The 16,685-nt window shown below is 37.1% G+C and carries 17 protein-coding genes; 11 read left to right on the top strand and 6 right to left on the bottom strand.

Annotated features, from left to right (window positions below; translation table 11 throughout):
• The 6 genes from leuB to FLS47_RS07690 all read left to right on the top strand — a co-directional run bounded on the left by leuB (window position 1) and on the right by FLS47_RS07690 (window position 5,096).
• Entirely contained in the window at window positions 1-1,074 is a 1,074-nt protein-coding gene (leuB, locus tag FLS47_RS07710) for a 3-isopropylmalate dehydrogenase (protein ID WP_149913795.1), read from the top strand.
• A gap of 36 nt (window positions 1,075-1,110) precedes the next feature.
• Window positions 1,111-2,265, top strand: a complete 1,155-nt coding sequence (locus tag FLS47_RS07705; protein WP_149913794.1) for a 2-isopropylmalate synthase — start codon at window positions 1,111-1,113, stop codon at window positions 2,263-2,265.
• A 55-nt stretch (window positions 2,266-2,320) separates the two neighbouring features.
• The gene (locus tag FLS47_RS07700) at window positions 2,321-2,965 is read left to right on the top strand and encodes a hypothetical protein (protein WP_149913793.1); all 645 of its coding nucleotides are present in this window, start codon (window positions 2,321-2,323) and stop codon (window positions 2,963-2,965) included.
• 21 nt (window positions 2,966-2,986) lie between these two features.
• Window positions 2,987-4,240: a threonine ammonia-lyase IlvA gene (ilvA, locus tag FLS47_RS07695; protein ID WP_149913792.1), complete on the top strand. Its 1,254-nt coding sequence runs from the start codon at window positions 2,987-2,989 to the stop codon at window positions 4,238-4,240.
• A 141-nt stretch (window positions 4,241-4,381) separates the two neighbouring features.
• Window positions 4,382-4,558, top strand: coding sequence for a hypothetical protein (locus tag FLS47_RS18255; RefSeq protein ID WP_188347386.1), 177 nt, complete (start codon window positions 4,382-4,384; stop codon window positions 4,556-4,558).
• A 10-nt stretch (window positions 4,559-4,568) separates the two neighbouring features.
• Window positions 4,569-5,096 (top strand): DUF2911 domain-containing protein, encoded by a 528-nt coding sequence (locus FLS47_RS07690; protein WP_149913791.1) that lies wholly within the window; start codon window positions 4,569-4,571, stop codon window positions 5,094-5,096.
• Between the two features lie 59 nt (window positions 5,097-5,155).
• On the opposite strand, the gene FLS47_RS07685 is transcribed toward FLS47_RS07690, so the two are convergent.
• Window positions 5,156-7,558, bottom strand: a complete 2,403-nt coding sequence (locus FLS47_RS07685; RefSeq protein ID WP_149913790.1) for a S9 family peptidase — start codon at window positions 7,556-7,558, stop codon at window positions 5,156-5,158.
• 463 nt (window positions 7,559-8,021) lie between these two features.
• On the opposite strand from FLS47_RS07685, the gene FLS47_RS07680 reads away from it, so the two are divergent.
• The 5 genes from FLS47_RS07680 to FLS47_RS07660 all read left to right on the top strand — a co-directional run bounded on the left by FLS47_RS07680 (window position 8,022) and on the right by FLS47_RS07660 (window position 13,503).
• Window positions 8,022-8,258 (top strand): glutaredoxin family protein, encoded by a 237-nt coding sequence (locus FLS47_RS07680; protein ID WP_149913789.1) that lies wholly within the window; start codon window positions 8,022-8,024, stop codon window positions 8,256-8,258.
• 27 nt (window positions 8,259-8,285) lie between these two features.
• Window positions 8,286-8,690, top strand: a complete 405-nt coding sequence (nrdI, locus tag FLS47_RS07675) for a class Ib ribonucleoside-diphosphate reductase assembly flavoprotein NrdI (protein ID WP_149913788.1) — start codon at window positions 8,286-8,288, stop codon at window positions 8,688-8,690.
• Window positions 8,650-10,755 carry a class 1b ribonucleoside-diphosphate reductase subunit alpha gene (nrdE, locus tag FLS47_RS07670; RefSeq protein WP_149913787.1) on the top strand — a complete coding sequence of 702 codons (2,106 nt, stop codon included), beginning with the start codon at window positions 8,650-8,652 and terminating at the stop codon, window positions 10,753-10,755. The genes nrdI and nrdE overlap by 41 nt, the downstream gene beginning before the upstream one ends.
• Window positions 10,756-10,844: 89 nt before the next feature.
• Window positions 10,845-11,831 (top strand): class 1b ribonucleoside-diphosphate reductase subunit beta, encoded by a 987-nt coding sequence (nrdF, locus tag FLS47_RS07665; protein WP_149913786.1) that lies wholly within the window; start codon window positions 10,845-10,847, stop codon window positions 11,829-11,831.
• A 145-nt stretch (window positions 11,832-11,976) separates the two neighbouring features.
• On the top strand, window positions 11,977-13,503 hold the full coding sequence (locus tag FLS47_RS07660; RefSeq protein ID WP_149913785.1) for a S41 family peptidase: 1,527 nt from the start codon (window positions 11,977-11,979) through the stop codon (window positions 13,501-13,503).
• A 55-nt stretch (window positions 13,504-13,558) separates the two neighbouring features.
• Here FLS47_RS07660 and FLS47_RS07655 read toward each other — a convergent pair whose 3' ends face one another.
• From FLS47_RS07655 to FLS47_RS18475, 5 genes are all read right to left on the bottom strand, one after another.
• Complete coding sequence (locus tag FLS47_RS07655; protein WP_149913784.1) at window positions 13,559-13,993, bottom strand: Dabb family protein; 435 nt, start codon at window positions 13,991-13,993, stop codon at window positions 13,559-13,561.
• A gap of 57 nt (window positions 13,994-14,050) precedes the next feature.
• Window positions 14,051-14,707 carry an HAD family hydrolase gene (locus FLS47_RS07650; protein ID WP_149913783.1) on the bottom strand — a complete coding sequence of 219 codons (657 nt, stop codon included), beginning with the start codon at window positions 14,705-14,707 and terminating at the stop codon, window positions 14,051-14,053.
• Window positions 14,708-14,802: 95 nt separating this feature from the next.
• Window positions 14,803-15,708 (bottom strand): RagB/SusD family nutrient uptake outer membrane protein, encoded by a 906-nt coding sequence (locus tag FLS47_RS07645; protein WP_223225180.1) that lies wholly within the window; start codon window positions 15,706-15,708, stop codon window positions 14,803-14,805.
• A complete protein-coding gene (locus FLS47_RS18990) occupies window positions 15,687-15,866 on the bottom strand; it encodes a hypothetical protein (RefSeq protein ID WP_394349521.1) in 180 nt (59 codons plus the stop codon). Before FLS47_RS18990 ends, FLS47_RS07645 begins: the two co-directional genes overlap by 22 nt.
• A gap of 155 nt (window positions 15,867-16,021) precedes the next feature.
• A complete protein-coding gene (locus FLS47_RS18475) occupies window positions 16,022-16,396 on the bottom strand; it encodes a reverse transcriptase family protein (RefSeq protein WP_223225178.1) in 375 nt (124 codons plus the stop codon).
• Window positions 16,397-16,685 lie beyond the last annotated feature (289 nt).

Genomic DNA, 16,685 nt, shown 5'->3' with positions numbered 1-16,685 from the left:
ATGAAGAAAAATATTCTAATCATTCCAGGTGATGGAATCGGACAAGAAGTTACAACTTGGGGTAAACAAGTATTGGAGGCTATTGCAGCAAAGTATAACCATGATTTCGTATTTGACGAAGCGATTATGGGACATACTGCAATCGAGGCTACAGGTAACCCATTACCAGATGAAACTTTAGAAAAAGCAAAAGCTTCGGATGCAATCCTATTTGGTGCAATAGGTCATGCCAAATATGACAATGACCCTTCTGCAAAGGTTCGTCCTGAGCAAGGTTTATTGAAAATCCGCAAAGAGTTAGGTTTATATGCAAACTTACGTCCTATTTTATTATTTGATGAATTATTAGATGCCTCAAGTTTAAAACCTGAAGTGTTACGTGGAACAGATATTTTATTCTTCCGCGAATTGACAGGTGATGTTTATTTTGGTGAGAAAAAACGCAATGAGGACAACACATTTGCTTCGGATTTGATGAACTACCACCGTTACGAAGTAGAGCGTATTGCACGCAAAGCTTACGAAGCAGCGCGCACACGTGGCAAAAAATTATGTTCGGTAGATAAAGCTAACGTATTGGAAACTTCACGTCTTTGGAGAGAAGTGGTTCAAGAGCTGGCAAAAGAATATTCGGATGTAGAAACAGAGCACATGTTTATCGATAATGCAGCAATGCAATTGGTAAAAAATCCGAAAAAATTTGATGTCGTATTGACTGCTAATTTATTTGGTGATATCTTGACGGATGAAGCATCGCAAATCGCAGGTTCGATGGGTATGTTGGCGTCAGCATCTATCGGCGACAGTACAGGATTCTTCGAGCCAATACACGGTTCTGCACACGATATCGCTGGACAAAACAAAGCTAACCCATTAGCTTCTATACTATCGGCAGCCTTATTATTGGATATTGCATTTGGTCTTCAAGAAGAAGCTAAAACTGTTACAACTGCTGTAGCCGATACGTTGAAAGCGGGCTGGAGAACTGGTGATATTGCAAATGCAGAAACACCTGCAGATAAAATTTTGGGCACAAATGAAATGGGTGCTAAAGTTTTAGAATTTATTAAGTAGAAATAACCAAGGTATAATCATATAAAGGAAAAGACTATGTTACACGATCCGAATCACTTATACATTTTCGACACGACATTACGTGATGGTGAACAAGTACCGGGATGTCAATTGACAACAATTGAAAAAGTTGAAATTGCAAAAGATCTTGAACGTCTAGGCGTGGATATCATCGAAGCAGGTTTTCCTGTGTCAAGCCCTGGTGATTTTCAATCTGTAGTTGAATTATCAAAAGCTGTAAATGATGTAATCATTTGTGCATTGACACGTGCAAATGAAAATGATATCAAAGTTGCTGCTGAAGCACTTAAATATGCAAAAAGACCTCGTATTCATACTGGTATAGGTGTATCTGACGTACATATTCAGTATAAATTTAATAGTACACACGATGCAATTTTAGAGCGTGGTATTGCAGCGGTAAAATATGCAAAACAATTCGTTGAAGATATAGAGTTTTATGCAGAAGACGCTGGTCGTTCAAATCCAGAATACTTAGCACGTATGATCGAAGGTGTTATTGCTGCTGGGGCTACAGTTGTCAATATCCCGGATACAAATGGCTATTGCTTGCCCCATCAATATGGTAATATTATCAAATATTTGAAGGAAAATGTAAGCAACATTGACCAAGCGATCATTTCTGCCCATTGCCACAACGATTTAGGACTAGCAACAGCTAATTCTATCGCTGCTGTACAAAATGGAGCTCGTCAAGTAGAATGTACAATAAATGGTATCGGCGAACGTGCTGGTAACACTTCACTAGAAGAAGTTGCTATGATCTTGAAAGTGCATAATAAGGAATTTGGCAATTTGACTTCAAATATCGACAGCAAAATGTTCACTTATTTATCACGTAAAGTAAGTGAGATGATGAATATGCCTGTACAGCCAAATAAAGCTATCGTGGGTAGAAATGCTTTCGCACACAGCTCAGGTATTCACCAAGATGGTTTCTTAAAACACCGTGAGACTTACGAAATTATGCGTCCAGAAGATGTTGGTTTAGCAGAAGCGGATATAATCTTGACTGCACGTTCGGGTCGTCATGCATTAAAACATCACTTAGAACGCCTTGGCCATCACTTAGACAAAGAAGTCTTAGCAAGCACTTACGAACGATTCTTGGTTTTAGCTGACGCTAAAAAAGAAATCACCGACGAAGATTTATTGACGTTGGTAAAATAATATTATATTCAGCAAGACGTCATTCAATCAATGGCGTCTTGTTAGTTTTATAGCGATGAACATAACATTAGTCTTATATCTTTCTGTGTCTCTGATATGTTTGAGCAACATCGTCTCTGCCCAGAATAGAAAAACTTTAGCTGATTTTGAAAAAGAATATACCGAAAAGGAATACATAGACCTAAAACAAAGGCTCAATACTTATCCTTTTAAAGAGACACATATTATTAAAATCTATTCTTGTAATCCTAATCCTAATTTAACAAATGACACTATTGAGAATAACTTCTCCTATGATAATCTTATAAAAGATTGGATTGAAAATGCAGAGGATTCCACACTATTAAATCAAAAAGATATTGAAGTTATTTCTGATATCATCTTAAATAGTAATAATGTAGAAACAGCCTATAAAATGGCTGAGAAAGCGTATAAACACTATAACTTATATCCAAATGATATATTTGGTTGGGCCAAAGGAGTAAGTGGTACGACCATATATGAACGTATTAAAATCATCCAGCCAACGAAACTCTTAGCTTTCTATAATAACAAATTTGAACTCATATACTACATTGGATTAGATTTTAGCAAAGCGCAGTCGGAATCATTTTCAAAGGACGATTCTATCAAACTTCATGGTTTTAGTGATAATTTGCTCAAAATGTATTTCAATAAAATATCACTAAAGACATTATAAATCACTTAAAAAATACTAAATATGAGTGTAGATTTAAAAACTTTACCAATCGATTCTATACAAGCAAAGGCAAGAATTAAGGATGTAGTGACAAGGACTCCTTTGCAATACAATATACATTTGTCCGAGAGATATGGTGCGGATATTTATCTAAAAAGAGAAGATCTACAAGTTGTACGTTCGTACAAATTACGCGGTGCTTTCAACAAAATTTCATCTTTATCCGCAGAACAACGTGCTGCAGGTGTAGTCTGTGCTAGTGCTGGAAATCACGCCCAAGGTGTAGCGTTATCGTGCAAAAGATTAGATATCAAAGGGGTCATCTTTATGCCTGGCCCTACTCCTCGTCAAAAAATTACCCAAACAGAAATGTGGGGCAATGGCAACATTGAAATCATTTTGACAGGAGATACTTTTGACGATTGTCAAAAGGCCGCCTTAGATTATTGTGCACAAAACAATATGACCTTCATCCCTCCTTTTGATGATTTAGAAATCATTGAAGGACAAGGAACAGTCGCTGTTGAAATTTTGGAAGATCTTGCAGATGTGGATGCTATCATCTTGCCGATTGGTGGCGGTGGTTTATCTTCTGGCGTGAGTTATCACATGCGCAAATACTCACCTTCCACCAAATTATATGGCGTAGAGCCCGAAGGTGCGCCTTCGATGCAAGCTGCCTTAGCAAATGGCGGCCCAATTGAACTAGAACAAATCAACAAATTTGTGGATGGTGCTGCAGTAAAGAAAATCGGTCAATTGACTTATGATATCAGTTCTCAATTGCTGGATTCTGTCAAATCTATTCCCGAAGGAAAAATCTGTACGACAATATTAGAATTGTACAATAAAGATGCTATCGTTGCAGAGCCGGCTGGCGCTTTGGCAATTGCGGCATTGGAATTTCACAAAGAAGAGATTAAAGGAAAGAAAGTAGTTTGTGTAGTGTCTGGAGGTAATAATGACATCGATCGTATGAGCGAGATAAAAGAAATGTCTTTGCTTTACGAAGGTTTCAAACACTACTTTATTGTACGCTTTCCGCAAAGACCAGGTGCTTTACGTTTGTTAGTGACTGAGGTTTTAGGTCCAAAAGATGATATTACGCGTTTTGAATATATCAAGAAAACTGAACGTGAACGTGGCCCTGCATTAATCGGAATTGAGTTAAACAGTCCAAAAGATTATATTCCATTTATCGAACGCTTAAAAGCTTACAAATTCGATTTCATAGAAATTAATAAAGACCAAACATTATTTGAATATTTGGTGTAAAAAACTATAATACAAATGTTTAAAGCTCCGGAAATCCTGAGCTTTTTTTGTTATATTCATACACCATTAATCTATGAATGAACAATTTAGTTTTTCAGACGTTATAAATAGGTAGAAGCTTATAAACTAAACTATTTAGCTATGAAAAATAAAATTACGACAGCCCAAGACAAGAGTAGAAATAAAGAAATGGGGAATCCGACTTCCGACAAACAATTTATGGATACTAAAACGATGAAGAGACATCAAGGATTACCGAATCTGGGTGCAAGAAGAAATGGTTCGCAAAGAGATAACAATTCCACAGATAACGAATAAATCAACTTTTATGAAATCAAAATTAAGCATATTGGCAATTATCATTGCCTTTATTTCGACGAGTTTCGTCTTTGCACAACAAGACAAAACCAAGCGACCTAGCCCTGCAGATTCAGTGCATGTCACTACGGCAGATGGTGTCCATATTGCCATTCACTACAGCAAACCTTCATTGAAAGGACGTCAATTTGGCGTTGACCTCGCAAAATTCGGGGAAGTATGGCGCACAGGTGCCAATGAAATTACTTCAATTGCATTTGATAAGGATGTATTGGTTGAAGGTCAAGCATTGCCAAAAGGCAAGTACGGTCTTTGGACTATTCCAGGGCAAACCGAAACAACAGTGATTTTCAGTAAAAAGTCAGAAGGTTGGGGAGTAAGATATACAGATCAAGACGATCAGTTGCGTGTGAAAGTTAAAAATTCGAAAGGTAAATCTTCGGTAGAACAGTTTACCATTTCGGTTGATCCTGCTGGAAAAATAAATTTAGCGTGGGGAGAAATGATAATCCCTATAACAGTAAAAATTGCAAAATAGCCTTTGCAGTAATTAAAGAGAGAATGGCTGGAAAATTTCCAGCCATTCTTAATTTTATGTTACTTCCCTTTCAAATATTTCTCTAAGAACTGGTCTTGCTCCCACAACAAATGGAATATATTTTCTTTTGCGGCGTAACCGTGCGATTCGCGTGGTAAAATTACCATACGAACAGGCGCACCAAGATTTTTCAAAGCTTGGAAATATCGTTCTGTCTGCATGGTAAAAGTTCCTGGATTATTATCTGCCGCACCATGTGTCAACAACATTGGTGTTTTCATTTTATTTGCACTCATAAAAGGAGACATTGTCATATACAATTGCGGATCATCCCAAAAGTTGCGTTGCTCCGATTGGAAACCAAAAGGCGTCAATGTACGATTGTACGCACCTGAACGCGCAATACCCGCTGCAAATAAATTAGAATTTGATAACAAATGAGCTGTCATAAAAGCACCATAAGAATGGCCTCCAACAGCAACTTTTTTACGATCAATATAACCTAACTCATCCACTGCATTAATCGCAGCCTCTGCATTCGCTACCAACTGTGGAATAAATGTATCGTTTGGTTCAGCTTTTCCCTCTCCTACTATCGGGAACGCAGCATTATCCAAAACAGCATAACCTTTGGTCACCCAATAAATAAATGAACCATAACTCGGAAAAGTAAATTCCTTTGGATTAGCTGTACTCTGTCCCGCGGTTGTCTTATCTTTATATTCACGTGGATAAGCCCAAATCAAGAGTGGTAATTTTTCCTTTTTCGTAAAATCATATCCAGCTGGCAAATACAACGTACCTGACAATTCCACACCGTCATTGCGCTTGTAGTTCAACACTTCCTTGTGAACCGTCTCTAAACTTTTAAAAGGATTTTCGATCGCTGTAACAGCTTTTTGTTTACCTGATTTAATGTTCTTTGTATAATAATTCGGGTATTGCTTTGCTGATTGCAAAGAAATTAAAATATCTCCTTTTGTAATATCACTCACTTCGGCGATGCGTTCTTGCAAATCTGAAGAGGGTGCTGTATAAATGCGCTTTTTCTTTAAGGTTTTTAAATCCAATTCATCAATAAAAGGAAACTCACCCTCTTTTGTATGACCCGCTCCTACCCAATACGTTTTATCCTTATTAATGAACATACTAAAAGTTCCGAATTGGTTTCTTTCACGGTGTACAGCTCCTGGATGTGAATATACATCTTGACTGTTGCGGTCAATTAATAACCTAGCATCTCCTGTTGTTGGATTCAACACGAAAGATTTAGAATTACGTGTATCATACCAACTCGAAGACACTAACGCATACGTATCGTTACCCCAAATAATTCCAGCAAAACGATCTTTAACTTTTGTCAATGATTTTGGCTCAGCAGAGAATGGATACTCCCAAGTAAATAGCTCATCTCGGAATTCTGCAGGTTTATTGGCATCTCCCCCATCCAAAGCTTGCACGAAAAATAAAGTATTTGGCTTGTCTACACGCCATGTTAACATACGCTTGCCTGGTCGCGTTGAAGAAAATCCTTTAGGCATGATTTCCATGAGTGGTGTCTCATTTACTTTTTGTACCAACGAACCATCTATAGCATACACATTCGCTTCCTGCGGAAATGAATTGTAAGCAACAACGTATGAAAAAGGCTTTTTGAGTTTCGAAACTAAAACATACTTTCCATCTGGAGAGACATTAGCCTGGGTGTATAAGTCAGCAGACAAAAATTTGGTTTGCTGTCCCTGCAAATCAATCCAATACAATTCCGCTGTCGCTAAAGAAACAAAATCTTGCTCATCTTGCGGATTTTTCAACAAATCTTGATATGTTCTCAATTGTGAAACTTTACCTTCACTCGTAGATACAACAGGGCCAGTAGGCAGATCTTTGCTGTGATCGATTAGAGCTGGTCTATTAGTGGGAGATTTACTAATGAGCAAACCTTGTGAATTACGTAACCATTGGTAAGGATCATTCAATACAGCATTCAGATCATAATCTGTTAGTTGCTTCGCACTTTTAGCATCAATGTCTAATACCCAAAGTGAAACCCCTGAATCATTGGTATGCGTGAAAGCAATGTATTTGCTATCTGAAGAAAATGAAATATTTGAAATCAAGGCATTCGCTGGTAAGCCTGCTATATCAAATTCTTTACCGTCATGTGCTGAACGTAAACGAAGATTTTGGAAATAGTTTTCAGTACTTGAAATTCTAGTTTTTGCATTGATACGCAATCCAGCCAATCGGATTTCCTCTTGACCCAATTCTTCCAAAGTCTTGTAAGTAGGTCTATAACTTAATAACACCCAAGATTTATCTGGACTTAGACTCACGGATGGAGGACGTTGAAAATCCGCCAAAGCAAGAATTTCAGAAGAAGGTTTTTGAAAAGTAATGCTTTCTTGTGCGAATACATTTGTACCGAGGAATAGCAAAAAATAAATAGATAGTTTTTTCATAATTTTATAAAAATGGAACCGTTGAAATGATAACCGTTGAAATGATATTTAATGAATAAGTACATTTGAATTATCATTTTCAAAATCTTGGTAGATTATGGTGTAAAAATATAGTAAATAAAGGGCAGACTAGCTAATAAAATTTATTTTTTTACAATGAAATTTTATTCGAAAAGCGTTGCTAAATTTTGTTAATAATTCCAATTTTTAAAGTTATCCACACCCAATTAATGCTGGTTAACAGGGTTTTGCAAATAAAACAACTCTACTAACGCAGTTTTAGATTCCGAGATGTGGATAATGTGGAAAAGTATAACTACCGCTTGGAACCAAAATATATGATATTTGTTAAAGAATCGCAGAAACTCATCTGCTATCGCAGCGTTTATTTACAAACTTCAGTAATATTTTATCCAAGTCAGTAAAATTTGGATACGAATTACTATCAAACTTAATATACAACATGGCAAGAATCATTAAATTCGAAAAAAACGATTGTGCACCATGCGCACAAGTGTCGGCGTACTTAGATAACAAAGGTATTTCGTATGAAACGATCAATCCATTTGATGAGCCAGAGTTGGCAGTTAAGTTTAAAGTACGTACGGTGCCTACAGTAATTGTATTGGATGGTGAGGAAGTGAAGCACCGTATCATCGGATTCAAACCTGAAGAATTAGAGACGGCTGTATCAGAATAGAATATTTATCATTAGAACTACCTATCTATGGTATTATATTACGACACAAAAACAGGAAATGTACAACGCTTTATCGATAAAGTCGTACAGATTACTGGATGGACAGCGATTCGCATACAAAAAGATATGCACATCGAGGAGGAAGGTCACTTAGTCACCTTTACGACTAATTTTGGTCAGATTCCTGCGATAACAGAAGATTTTGCATCGAAAAATAGCACAAAACTATTTTCTGTAACTTCCAGCGGCAACCGCAATTGGGGCAGAAATTTTGGTGTGGCGGGCGATAAAGTAGCTGCATTATTCGAAATTCCGTTGGCTTTTAAATTTGAGCTTTCGGGAACAATGGAAGACATTAATCAATTTATAGACATAATTAAGAATCAATATTATGATAGCAAACGAGGTAGCAAAAAACTGGATATTGCTTAATAACGAAATCATGATCAAACATGAGGACGAGTACAGCTTGCACAAAGACAAGGAAGCTGTTCGTGCTTATTTCTTAGAGTATGTGAATAAGAATACAGTATTCTTTTACACGCTTAAAGAAAAAGTTGATTATCTTATTGAGCACAATTATTACATCAATTTCTACGAATGGTTTACATTTGAAGAAATGGAACAAGTTTACAAATATGTAGGCGCAAAAAAATTCCGTTTTGCATCTTTTATGGCTGCTTTCAAGTTCTTCCAAAGTTATGCACTCCGTGATGACTCAGGTGAGAAATTTTTAGAGCGCTATGAAGATCGCGTTGTTGCTGTTTCGCTATTTTTAGCTAGAGAAGAAGGTGTACAGAAAGCTATCGAGTATGCCGAAATTATGATCAATCAAGAATATCAGCCTGCTACCCCGACATTCTTGAATGCTGGTAAAAAACGTTCTGGTGAATTGGTTTCCTGTTTCTTAGATGAAATCGGTGACAACTTGAATGGTATTGGTTATGCAGTAGATTCTGCAATGAAATTATCATCTATCGGTGGCGGTGTTTCATTCAATATTTCTAAAATTCGTGCACGTGGCGAAGCTATCAAAGGCGTAGACGGTCGCGCAGGAGGTGTTCTTCCAATCATGAAAATCATGGAAGATACATTCTCATATGCCAACCAATTGGGTCAACGTCCTGGTGCTGGAGCAGTGTACTTAAATATTTTCCACTCTGACATCGAAGAATTCTTAGACTGTAAGAAAATCAACGTGGACGAGAAGGTACGTATCAAATCACTTTCTATCGGTATCATCGTTCCAGACAAATTCATGGAATTAGCTGAAAAAGATGAACCTTGCTACTTGATCTATCCACATACAGTATACCAAGAATACGGTCAGTATTTGGATGAAATGGACATGGATCAATGGTATGATGAATTGATTACCAATGCAAATGTGAAGAAAAAGAAAGTCAATGCACGTCACTTGTTAGTGAAAATAGCACAGACTCAAAAAGAATCTGGCTATCCATATATTTTCTTCAAAGAGAATACCAACCGTGCGCATGCGTTGAATGGAATTGGTAAAGTAAAATTCTCTAACCTGTGTACAGAGATCATGCAAGTATCTGAAGTTTCAGATATTGAAATCTACGGAAAAGAAGATCAAATCCGTTATGGTATCTCATGTAACTTAGGATCACTGAACATTGCTACAGTAATGGATAATAAGCGTATCAAAGAATCTGTGAAAACAGCGATGCGCGCACTTACTGTTGTTTCTGACGTGACCGATATTGCTATGGTACCTTCTATCGCTAAAGCGAACAGAGAACTACATTCTGTAGGTTTAGGAGCAATGAATTTACACGGTTACTTAGCGAAAAGCTTTATCATGTACGAATCTCGTGAAGCCTTGGATTTTGCGAATACATTCTTCATGATGATGAACTATTACTCTTTAGAAGCTTCAATGGAGATTGCTAAAGAGCGCGGACGTACTTTCGTAGGATTCGAAAAATCAGATTATGCTTCAGGCGCATATTTTGACAAATACTTAGAAAGAGATTATTTGCCACAGACAGACAAAGTAAAAGAATTGTTTGAGGGCATTCACGTACCTACTATCGAAGATTGGAACAACTTAAAAGCACAAGTACAAGAACATGGTATATACCACGCGTACCGCTTGGCTATTGCTCCTAATCAATCGACATCATACATTATGAATGCTACAGCATCTGTAATGCCTATCGTAGACATCATCGAAGTACGTGAATACGGAGATAGTACGACCTACTACCCTATGCCTTACTTGACAAATGATAATTATTTCTACTTCAAGTCGGCATACGATATGGATCAAATGAAAGTGTTGAAACTGATTTCTGTAATCCAACGTCACATCGACCAAGGGGTTTCGACTATTCTTCACACGAATTCAAAAGATTCAACACGTGACTTGGCGAAATATTATATCTATGCGCACAAATTGGGTTTGAAATCATTGTACTACACACGCACACGCAAGTCTTCGATCGACGAGTGTATCTCATGCTCGGCATAACCTAAAATTTTATACATCATATGAATAAGCTAAATCTTTAGCTTATTCATATTTTTGACTTTTTACTTTTAATTTTTTGACTTCAAATAATGAGTAAGCAATATACAGCAGTAAACTGGAATACACCTGATAATGATTACGCTTTAATGTTTTGGGAACAAAATATTAAGCAATTCTGGATTGATACCGAATACATTCCTTCCAAAGATATTGACAGTTGGAAAGGTTTAAGCTGGGACATGAAAGAATGTTACAAGAAAGCTTTAGGCGGATTGACTTTATTGGATACACTTCAAAGTCACACAGGTATGCCAAAGATCATTGATCATATCTCTTCTTTACAAAATAAAGCGGTATTGTCTTACATGTGTATGATGGAAGCAATTCACGCAAAGTCATATTCTACTATCTTCTCTACAGTATCGACTACAAATGAGATCAATGATGTATTTGGTTGGGTATCGCAAAATAAATTCTTACAATTCAAAGCCTCAACAATAGACCAATATTATCGCGCTATTGATAAAGAAAATCCTTCGGATGAAGAATTATTCATGGCATTAGGTGCTTCTGTATTGTTAGAATCTTTCTTGTTTTACTCAGGCTTCTTCTTGCCATTATGGTTATGTGGTCAAGGACAAATGGTAGCATCTGCGGATATTATCAAAAAAATCGTAGCTGACGAATCTATCCACGGTGTTTTCGTGGGTTTAATTGCTCAAGAAGTTTTTGCTAAATTGCCAAACAAAGAGGAAGTAAAAGCGAAGTTCTTGAAATTGTTAAATGACCTTTACGAAAACGAAGTAAAATATACAGAAGAATTATATACTGTAGTTGGCTTGACAGCTGAAGTGAAAGAATACGTGCGTTACAATGGTAACAAAGCGTTGATGAACTTAGGTTTTGAACCAATCTTCGAAGTGAAGCAAGTCAATCCAATCGTATTGAATGGATTAAATACAGAAACAACACAACATGATTTCTTCTCTAAGAAATCTACCAACTACGAAAAAGCAACTGAAATTGTCCACTTAATGCACGATGATTTCGAGATGGATGCTTCCGTAGATATTTAAGAAAATATATATAATAAAGCGATTTTTAACTCCCTTTCAGAAATTCTGGAAGGGAGTTTTTTTTACTTGAAAATTAAAATTTTATAAAAAAATAGCTAACTTACATTTCAATACATAAACTAAAGTCCACTAATTTACATTCCTAATGAAAGGTCTACTATTTACATTATCTCTTATTGCATTCATAACTTTAAATAGTTGCGAAAAAACAAGTACCCCAACTCCAGAACCCGAGCCCGAACCAGTTGGTCCATCAAATAATTGGGATAAATCTGCAGAGGCTTATTTAAAAGATTCGACTCTATATTTCACAAAATTATTCTCTTTGTGGCAAAATAACATTGTCCCTGCTAATATTAATGATCTACTGGATTCCGTAAAAGTTAGAAACATCACAAAAAATTATGAGAAAGCTGAGAATGTTTTAGATTATCTAATCGGCATGACACCTAAGGATGCTTTAGGAAAACCTATCGACAGATTTAGTTTCCTGGATAGACAAGGCGTAGTAAGTGAAGAAATACAAAATGCGAGATCGACGAGTTATGGATTGTATGTAATGTATTTACAAACTCAAGAATCTGCAAGAGATAACAATAATGCACACTTATATTTACGCATGGTTGACCTCAATTCCAATGCCTATTTAGCAGGTCTACGCAGAGGAGATCGTATCTTAAGTATTAATGGAAATACTAAATATGATTACAACACTCAAAGAGCCCAAAATTTTAAAGGCATCAATGATGCATTAAATTCAGAGACCATGACTGTAAAATGGAAAACTCCTAACGGTCAAGAATTCGAAAAAACCTTAAATAGTGTACAATATTCAATTGATCCTATATTATCAAATTGGGTAAAAGACATTGATGGCAATAAAGTCGGCTATTTTGCTTTTAGCTCTTTCGTCAGTATACTAAATAATAGAAACGAACCTACTTCACTGTACACTAGCTTCAACAACTTGTTTTCAACATTTGAATCTCAAGAAGTAAAAAATCTTATCATAGACCTCAGATATAATGGCGGCGGGTCTACTGCCACAGCGGAATATTTGGCAAACAGAATCGCTCCTGCTACAGCAACGGACAAAAGAATGTATTACTATAAACTAAATTCATTTCTTATGGAAGACGAAGATTTTAAGTCAAGTTTCGCGCCAGTCAATTTCAAAAAAATCGGAAATCTTGCGCTTACAAATGTCTATTTTTTGGTTACGAGTTCTTCTGCTTCTGCGAGTGAGTTATTGATCAATTCTTTAAAACCATATATGAACGTTCAGGTAATTGGTTCAGAAAATACGTACGGTAAGCCTGTAGGTTTTTGGGGGTATCCAATTGGCAAAAAAGAAGCTGCAGCAGATCTATATGCTACCTCTTTCCAAATGTATAATGCCGACAATTTTGGTGATTATTTCAGTGGTCTAGTACCCAACAAATTGACAAGAGAAGACTTTCTTAAAGATTTTGGAGACGTAGAAGAAGGATTTATTGCAGAAGCAATTTATCACATAAAAAATGGCACTTATTCCGCTGGTACTCGTTCTGCGATGACCGCAAAAGATTTGCAACGTGTGAATAACACACATCTCATAAAATCTATCGAGAGCAATAGAGCAAGTGATCTGGGAATGTTTAAATTCAAAAGTGAATCCTTAAAACTTAAATAATCAAAAGGAAATTAATCAAAGCGCGGACTTAAAAATTTAAGTCCGCGCTTTATTATTATAAAACTATTATTTCCGAATCTTTTACTTCAACCTTCGTCCAATATTTATTGTATTTTTCAATGGCATCCAAGTGAATAGGATGTACTTCATAAACATTGATTGCGTCCAAATCATCATACGTTACCGTAATGCTGTAAGAGAATGAATTGTCAACGACTGGTCGTGGATTTGTAGGTGCCGGCTTTCCAACAATGAAAGTTTTAATGCCAGGAATAGTTTTTAATGCGCTGAAAAAGTTTAAAAAATCTTTTTCTTCATCTGCTGTAATATCTTCTTTAAGCCAAAAATAGACTTGATGAATAATATTACCAGCTGCATTGCTGTTCGCTACATCCAATTTTTCGTCTTTTGAATTGGTAGCTGTGCAAGAGGCCAACAGACTTGTAGACAACCCTGCGATTCCAGCACCAAGAAAGAATCTTCTTTTCATAATAATTTAAGAATTTTGTTAGGTAGTTCGTTTTCAGCAAGATACTAAAAAAATATTTTAACGCAGTAAACCTGGAAGTTTTGATAAATCTTTTATAAGAAATTTGGCATGCGACAAACGATTAATTTCTGTTTCATGCTTCGTTACCGCAACACAATTTAATCCTGCTGCCGTTGCCGCAGTATATCCCGTGATCGTATCTTCAATCGCAACAATTTCAGGTTTGCTAAAGCCTAATTTTTCTATCGCCAAAAGATAGGGTTCCGGATTGGGCTTAGGATTTTCAACAACTTCACGTGTGATAAAAAATTCGAAGTAATCTAAGAGATTGTGATGACCTAACACCGTTTGCACTGTAGTACTATAGCTGGATGTCACTAAAGCAATTCGTAGTCCTTTATTTTTTAATAAATCTAGTATTTCCTTAGCATGAGGCATCAATCGTATCGTCGTCATATCCGCCTTCGCATAATTGGCTCGGGTCGATGTCCACATGAATTCCTGCGTGGTATCAATACCGAATTTCTCTTTTAGAAAGGCAACATTCCGAACAAGTGTATGGCCAGCAAAATCACGAATCCAATCTTCGTAAGTAATATCTAAATTAAATTGTTCGAACAATATTGGAGACCAATTGCTAAAATAAAAGTGTTCGGAATCGATTAATGTGCCATCCAAATCAAATAATACAGCTTTTACTGGAGATAATTTCATAGCACAAAGGTCGGAATTTATGTCGTGGAACACTAAAGCTTCATCGTTATATTGTTGTAAAAAAGCCTTTCCGATTCGGAAAGGCTGTAAAATGATTAATAATAACCTTCGTTTTGTTTAAGTGTTCCTCCACTACGATCGATTTCGGTCTGTGGTATCGGGAAATAATCATTGTGTGGATTGTATACTAATCCTCTAAAGAAAGGAATATATGTCCCCTCAAAGTTAGAATAGGTTTCAAGTACACTCTTTGCTATACCCCAACGCACTAAGTCAAAAAAGCGGTGACCTTCCATTGCCAGTTCCAGTCTACGTTCCATTCTAACTGCTTTACGTGCATAATCTTGACTTGAGAAATTAGGATAGGGCTTCACTTGGTAATTTGCCACAGGTTTACCATTAAACATTTTTGCAGGAAGTTTGGCTGCACGGTTACGTACGGCATTCACATAGGTTAGCGCTGTTTGTAAATCATTTAATTCTATTGCACATTCAGCTGCCATTAAATAAACATCAGCTAAACGCATTATGTTGACATCCAAACCCGTAATATAACTTTCTCCTGCTACAGCATTGTTCCCAAATTGACTTTCCTTAATCATAGTTTTTATACCTACGAAAGGGCCTGCATCAGGTTGTAAATACCCCTCAGATTTACGTATCCAAGCATAACCAGGCATTATTCCGTAATCTAAAAATGGAACGCCACGTCTACCTACCGTATAGTCCAAGCGAGGATCCACTCGCAGCGTCACATCCAACTTATAACTTTCTTTTTGAGCTGCCGTAAGGCCATAATCAGAAACATAAGGACTTGTTCTGTATTCACCATCCAAATAAGGTAAGCCATTTGCATCTACTCGATAAGCATTCACTAAATCTATTGTAGGTTGATAAAAACCACAACAACTTACGGGAGCAGCATAAATACCACTCAACATATCACCTACATTCGCATTATCCGCTGATCCATTAGGGTTTATAGCATGTTTAGATACCAATAATGCCTCTGGACCATGCCCTGTGGTGTGCCCTTGGTTCGCCTTTGTTCAAGACCATGATCCATAATCCCACAACGAAGGTATTTCCCGATCAGGGCTAGGACTCCACGATCCGTAATCTTCTTGCTCAAAAGATGCATCAGTTTGTCGTGGTTCACTTGATCGAAGAATTGCTCCAAATCAAGTTCAACGACCCACGTGTAGTCCAAGTTCAGATAATATTGCGCTTTAAGGACGGCCTGATGAGCACATTACGATTCGGACGGAAGCCGTAGCTGTTGTCGCGAAAATCACCCTCATACTTTAACCCAAGTCATTGGGAAATGCTTTGCTGAATCACACGGTCGATGACCGTGGGGATACCCAGCATACGCTTGCCCCCACTTGCTTTGGGAATCTCTACTTTCCGAACAGCTTGTGGGCGGTAAGTGCCAGAGAGAATATCCGATCGCAGGGATTGCCAGTGCGTGTTAAGGTAGTCACGAAGATTATCGATCTGCATACCATCAACTCCGCTAGCACCTCCATTAGAGATGACACGATCAACTGCGTGTTTGACATTTAGGATGTGTAATATCTCTTCCAGCATAGTATTACTAAAAAAAACCTCAGGCATTGTGTCCACTTCGTTGCACGACTCAGCTAAGCTCCTCTTGCATTTTACTATCAGTTTCCGACCTACCCTCATTTAAGCAGTTCTCTTAAGTGGTTCGGCTTTTAGCGCTTCGTCATAAACTTATTGGTTCCTTTGCCATTCTAACATTCAGACCTTCCCCTGTAGAAAATAGAGAAACAGGGTACTAGTCGAGTAGATAAGGACATTTCAGTCCAAACCTCTCACAGAACCGTGCGTAAAGATCTCCCTTTACACGGCTCTTATTATCCAACCGACAACTTTATCCCTATATACCAGTGTTCAAACAGATGCGGACTTCTTTCGGAAATCTCTGACATCCATTTTATGGCTCTGTCTTTTC

The sequence above is a fragment of the Sphingobacterium cavernae genome (assembly GCF_008520265.1).
Taxonomy (GTDB): domain Bacteria; phylum Bacteroidota; class Bacteroidia; order Sphingobacteriales; family Sphingobacteriaceae; genus Sphingobacterium; species Sphingobacterium cavernae.
Note: the sequence above shows the minus strand (reverse complement) of the source record. Positions and strands in the feature narration are given on the sequence as shown.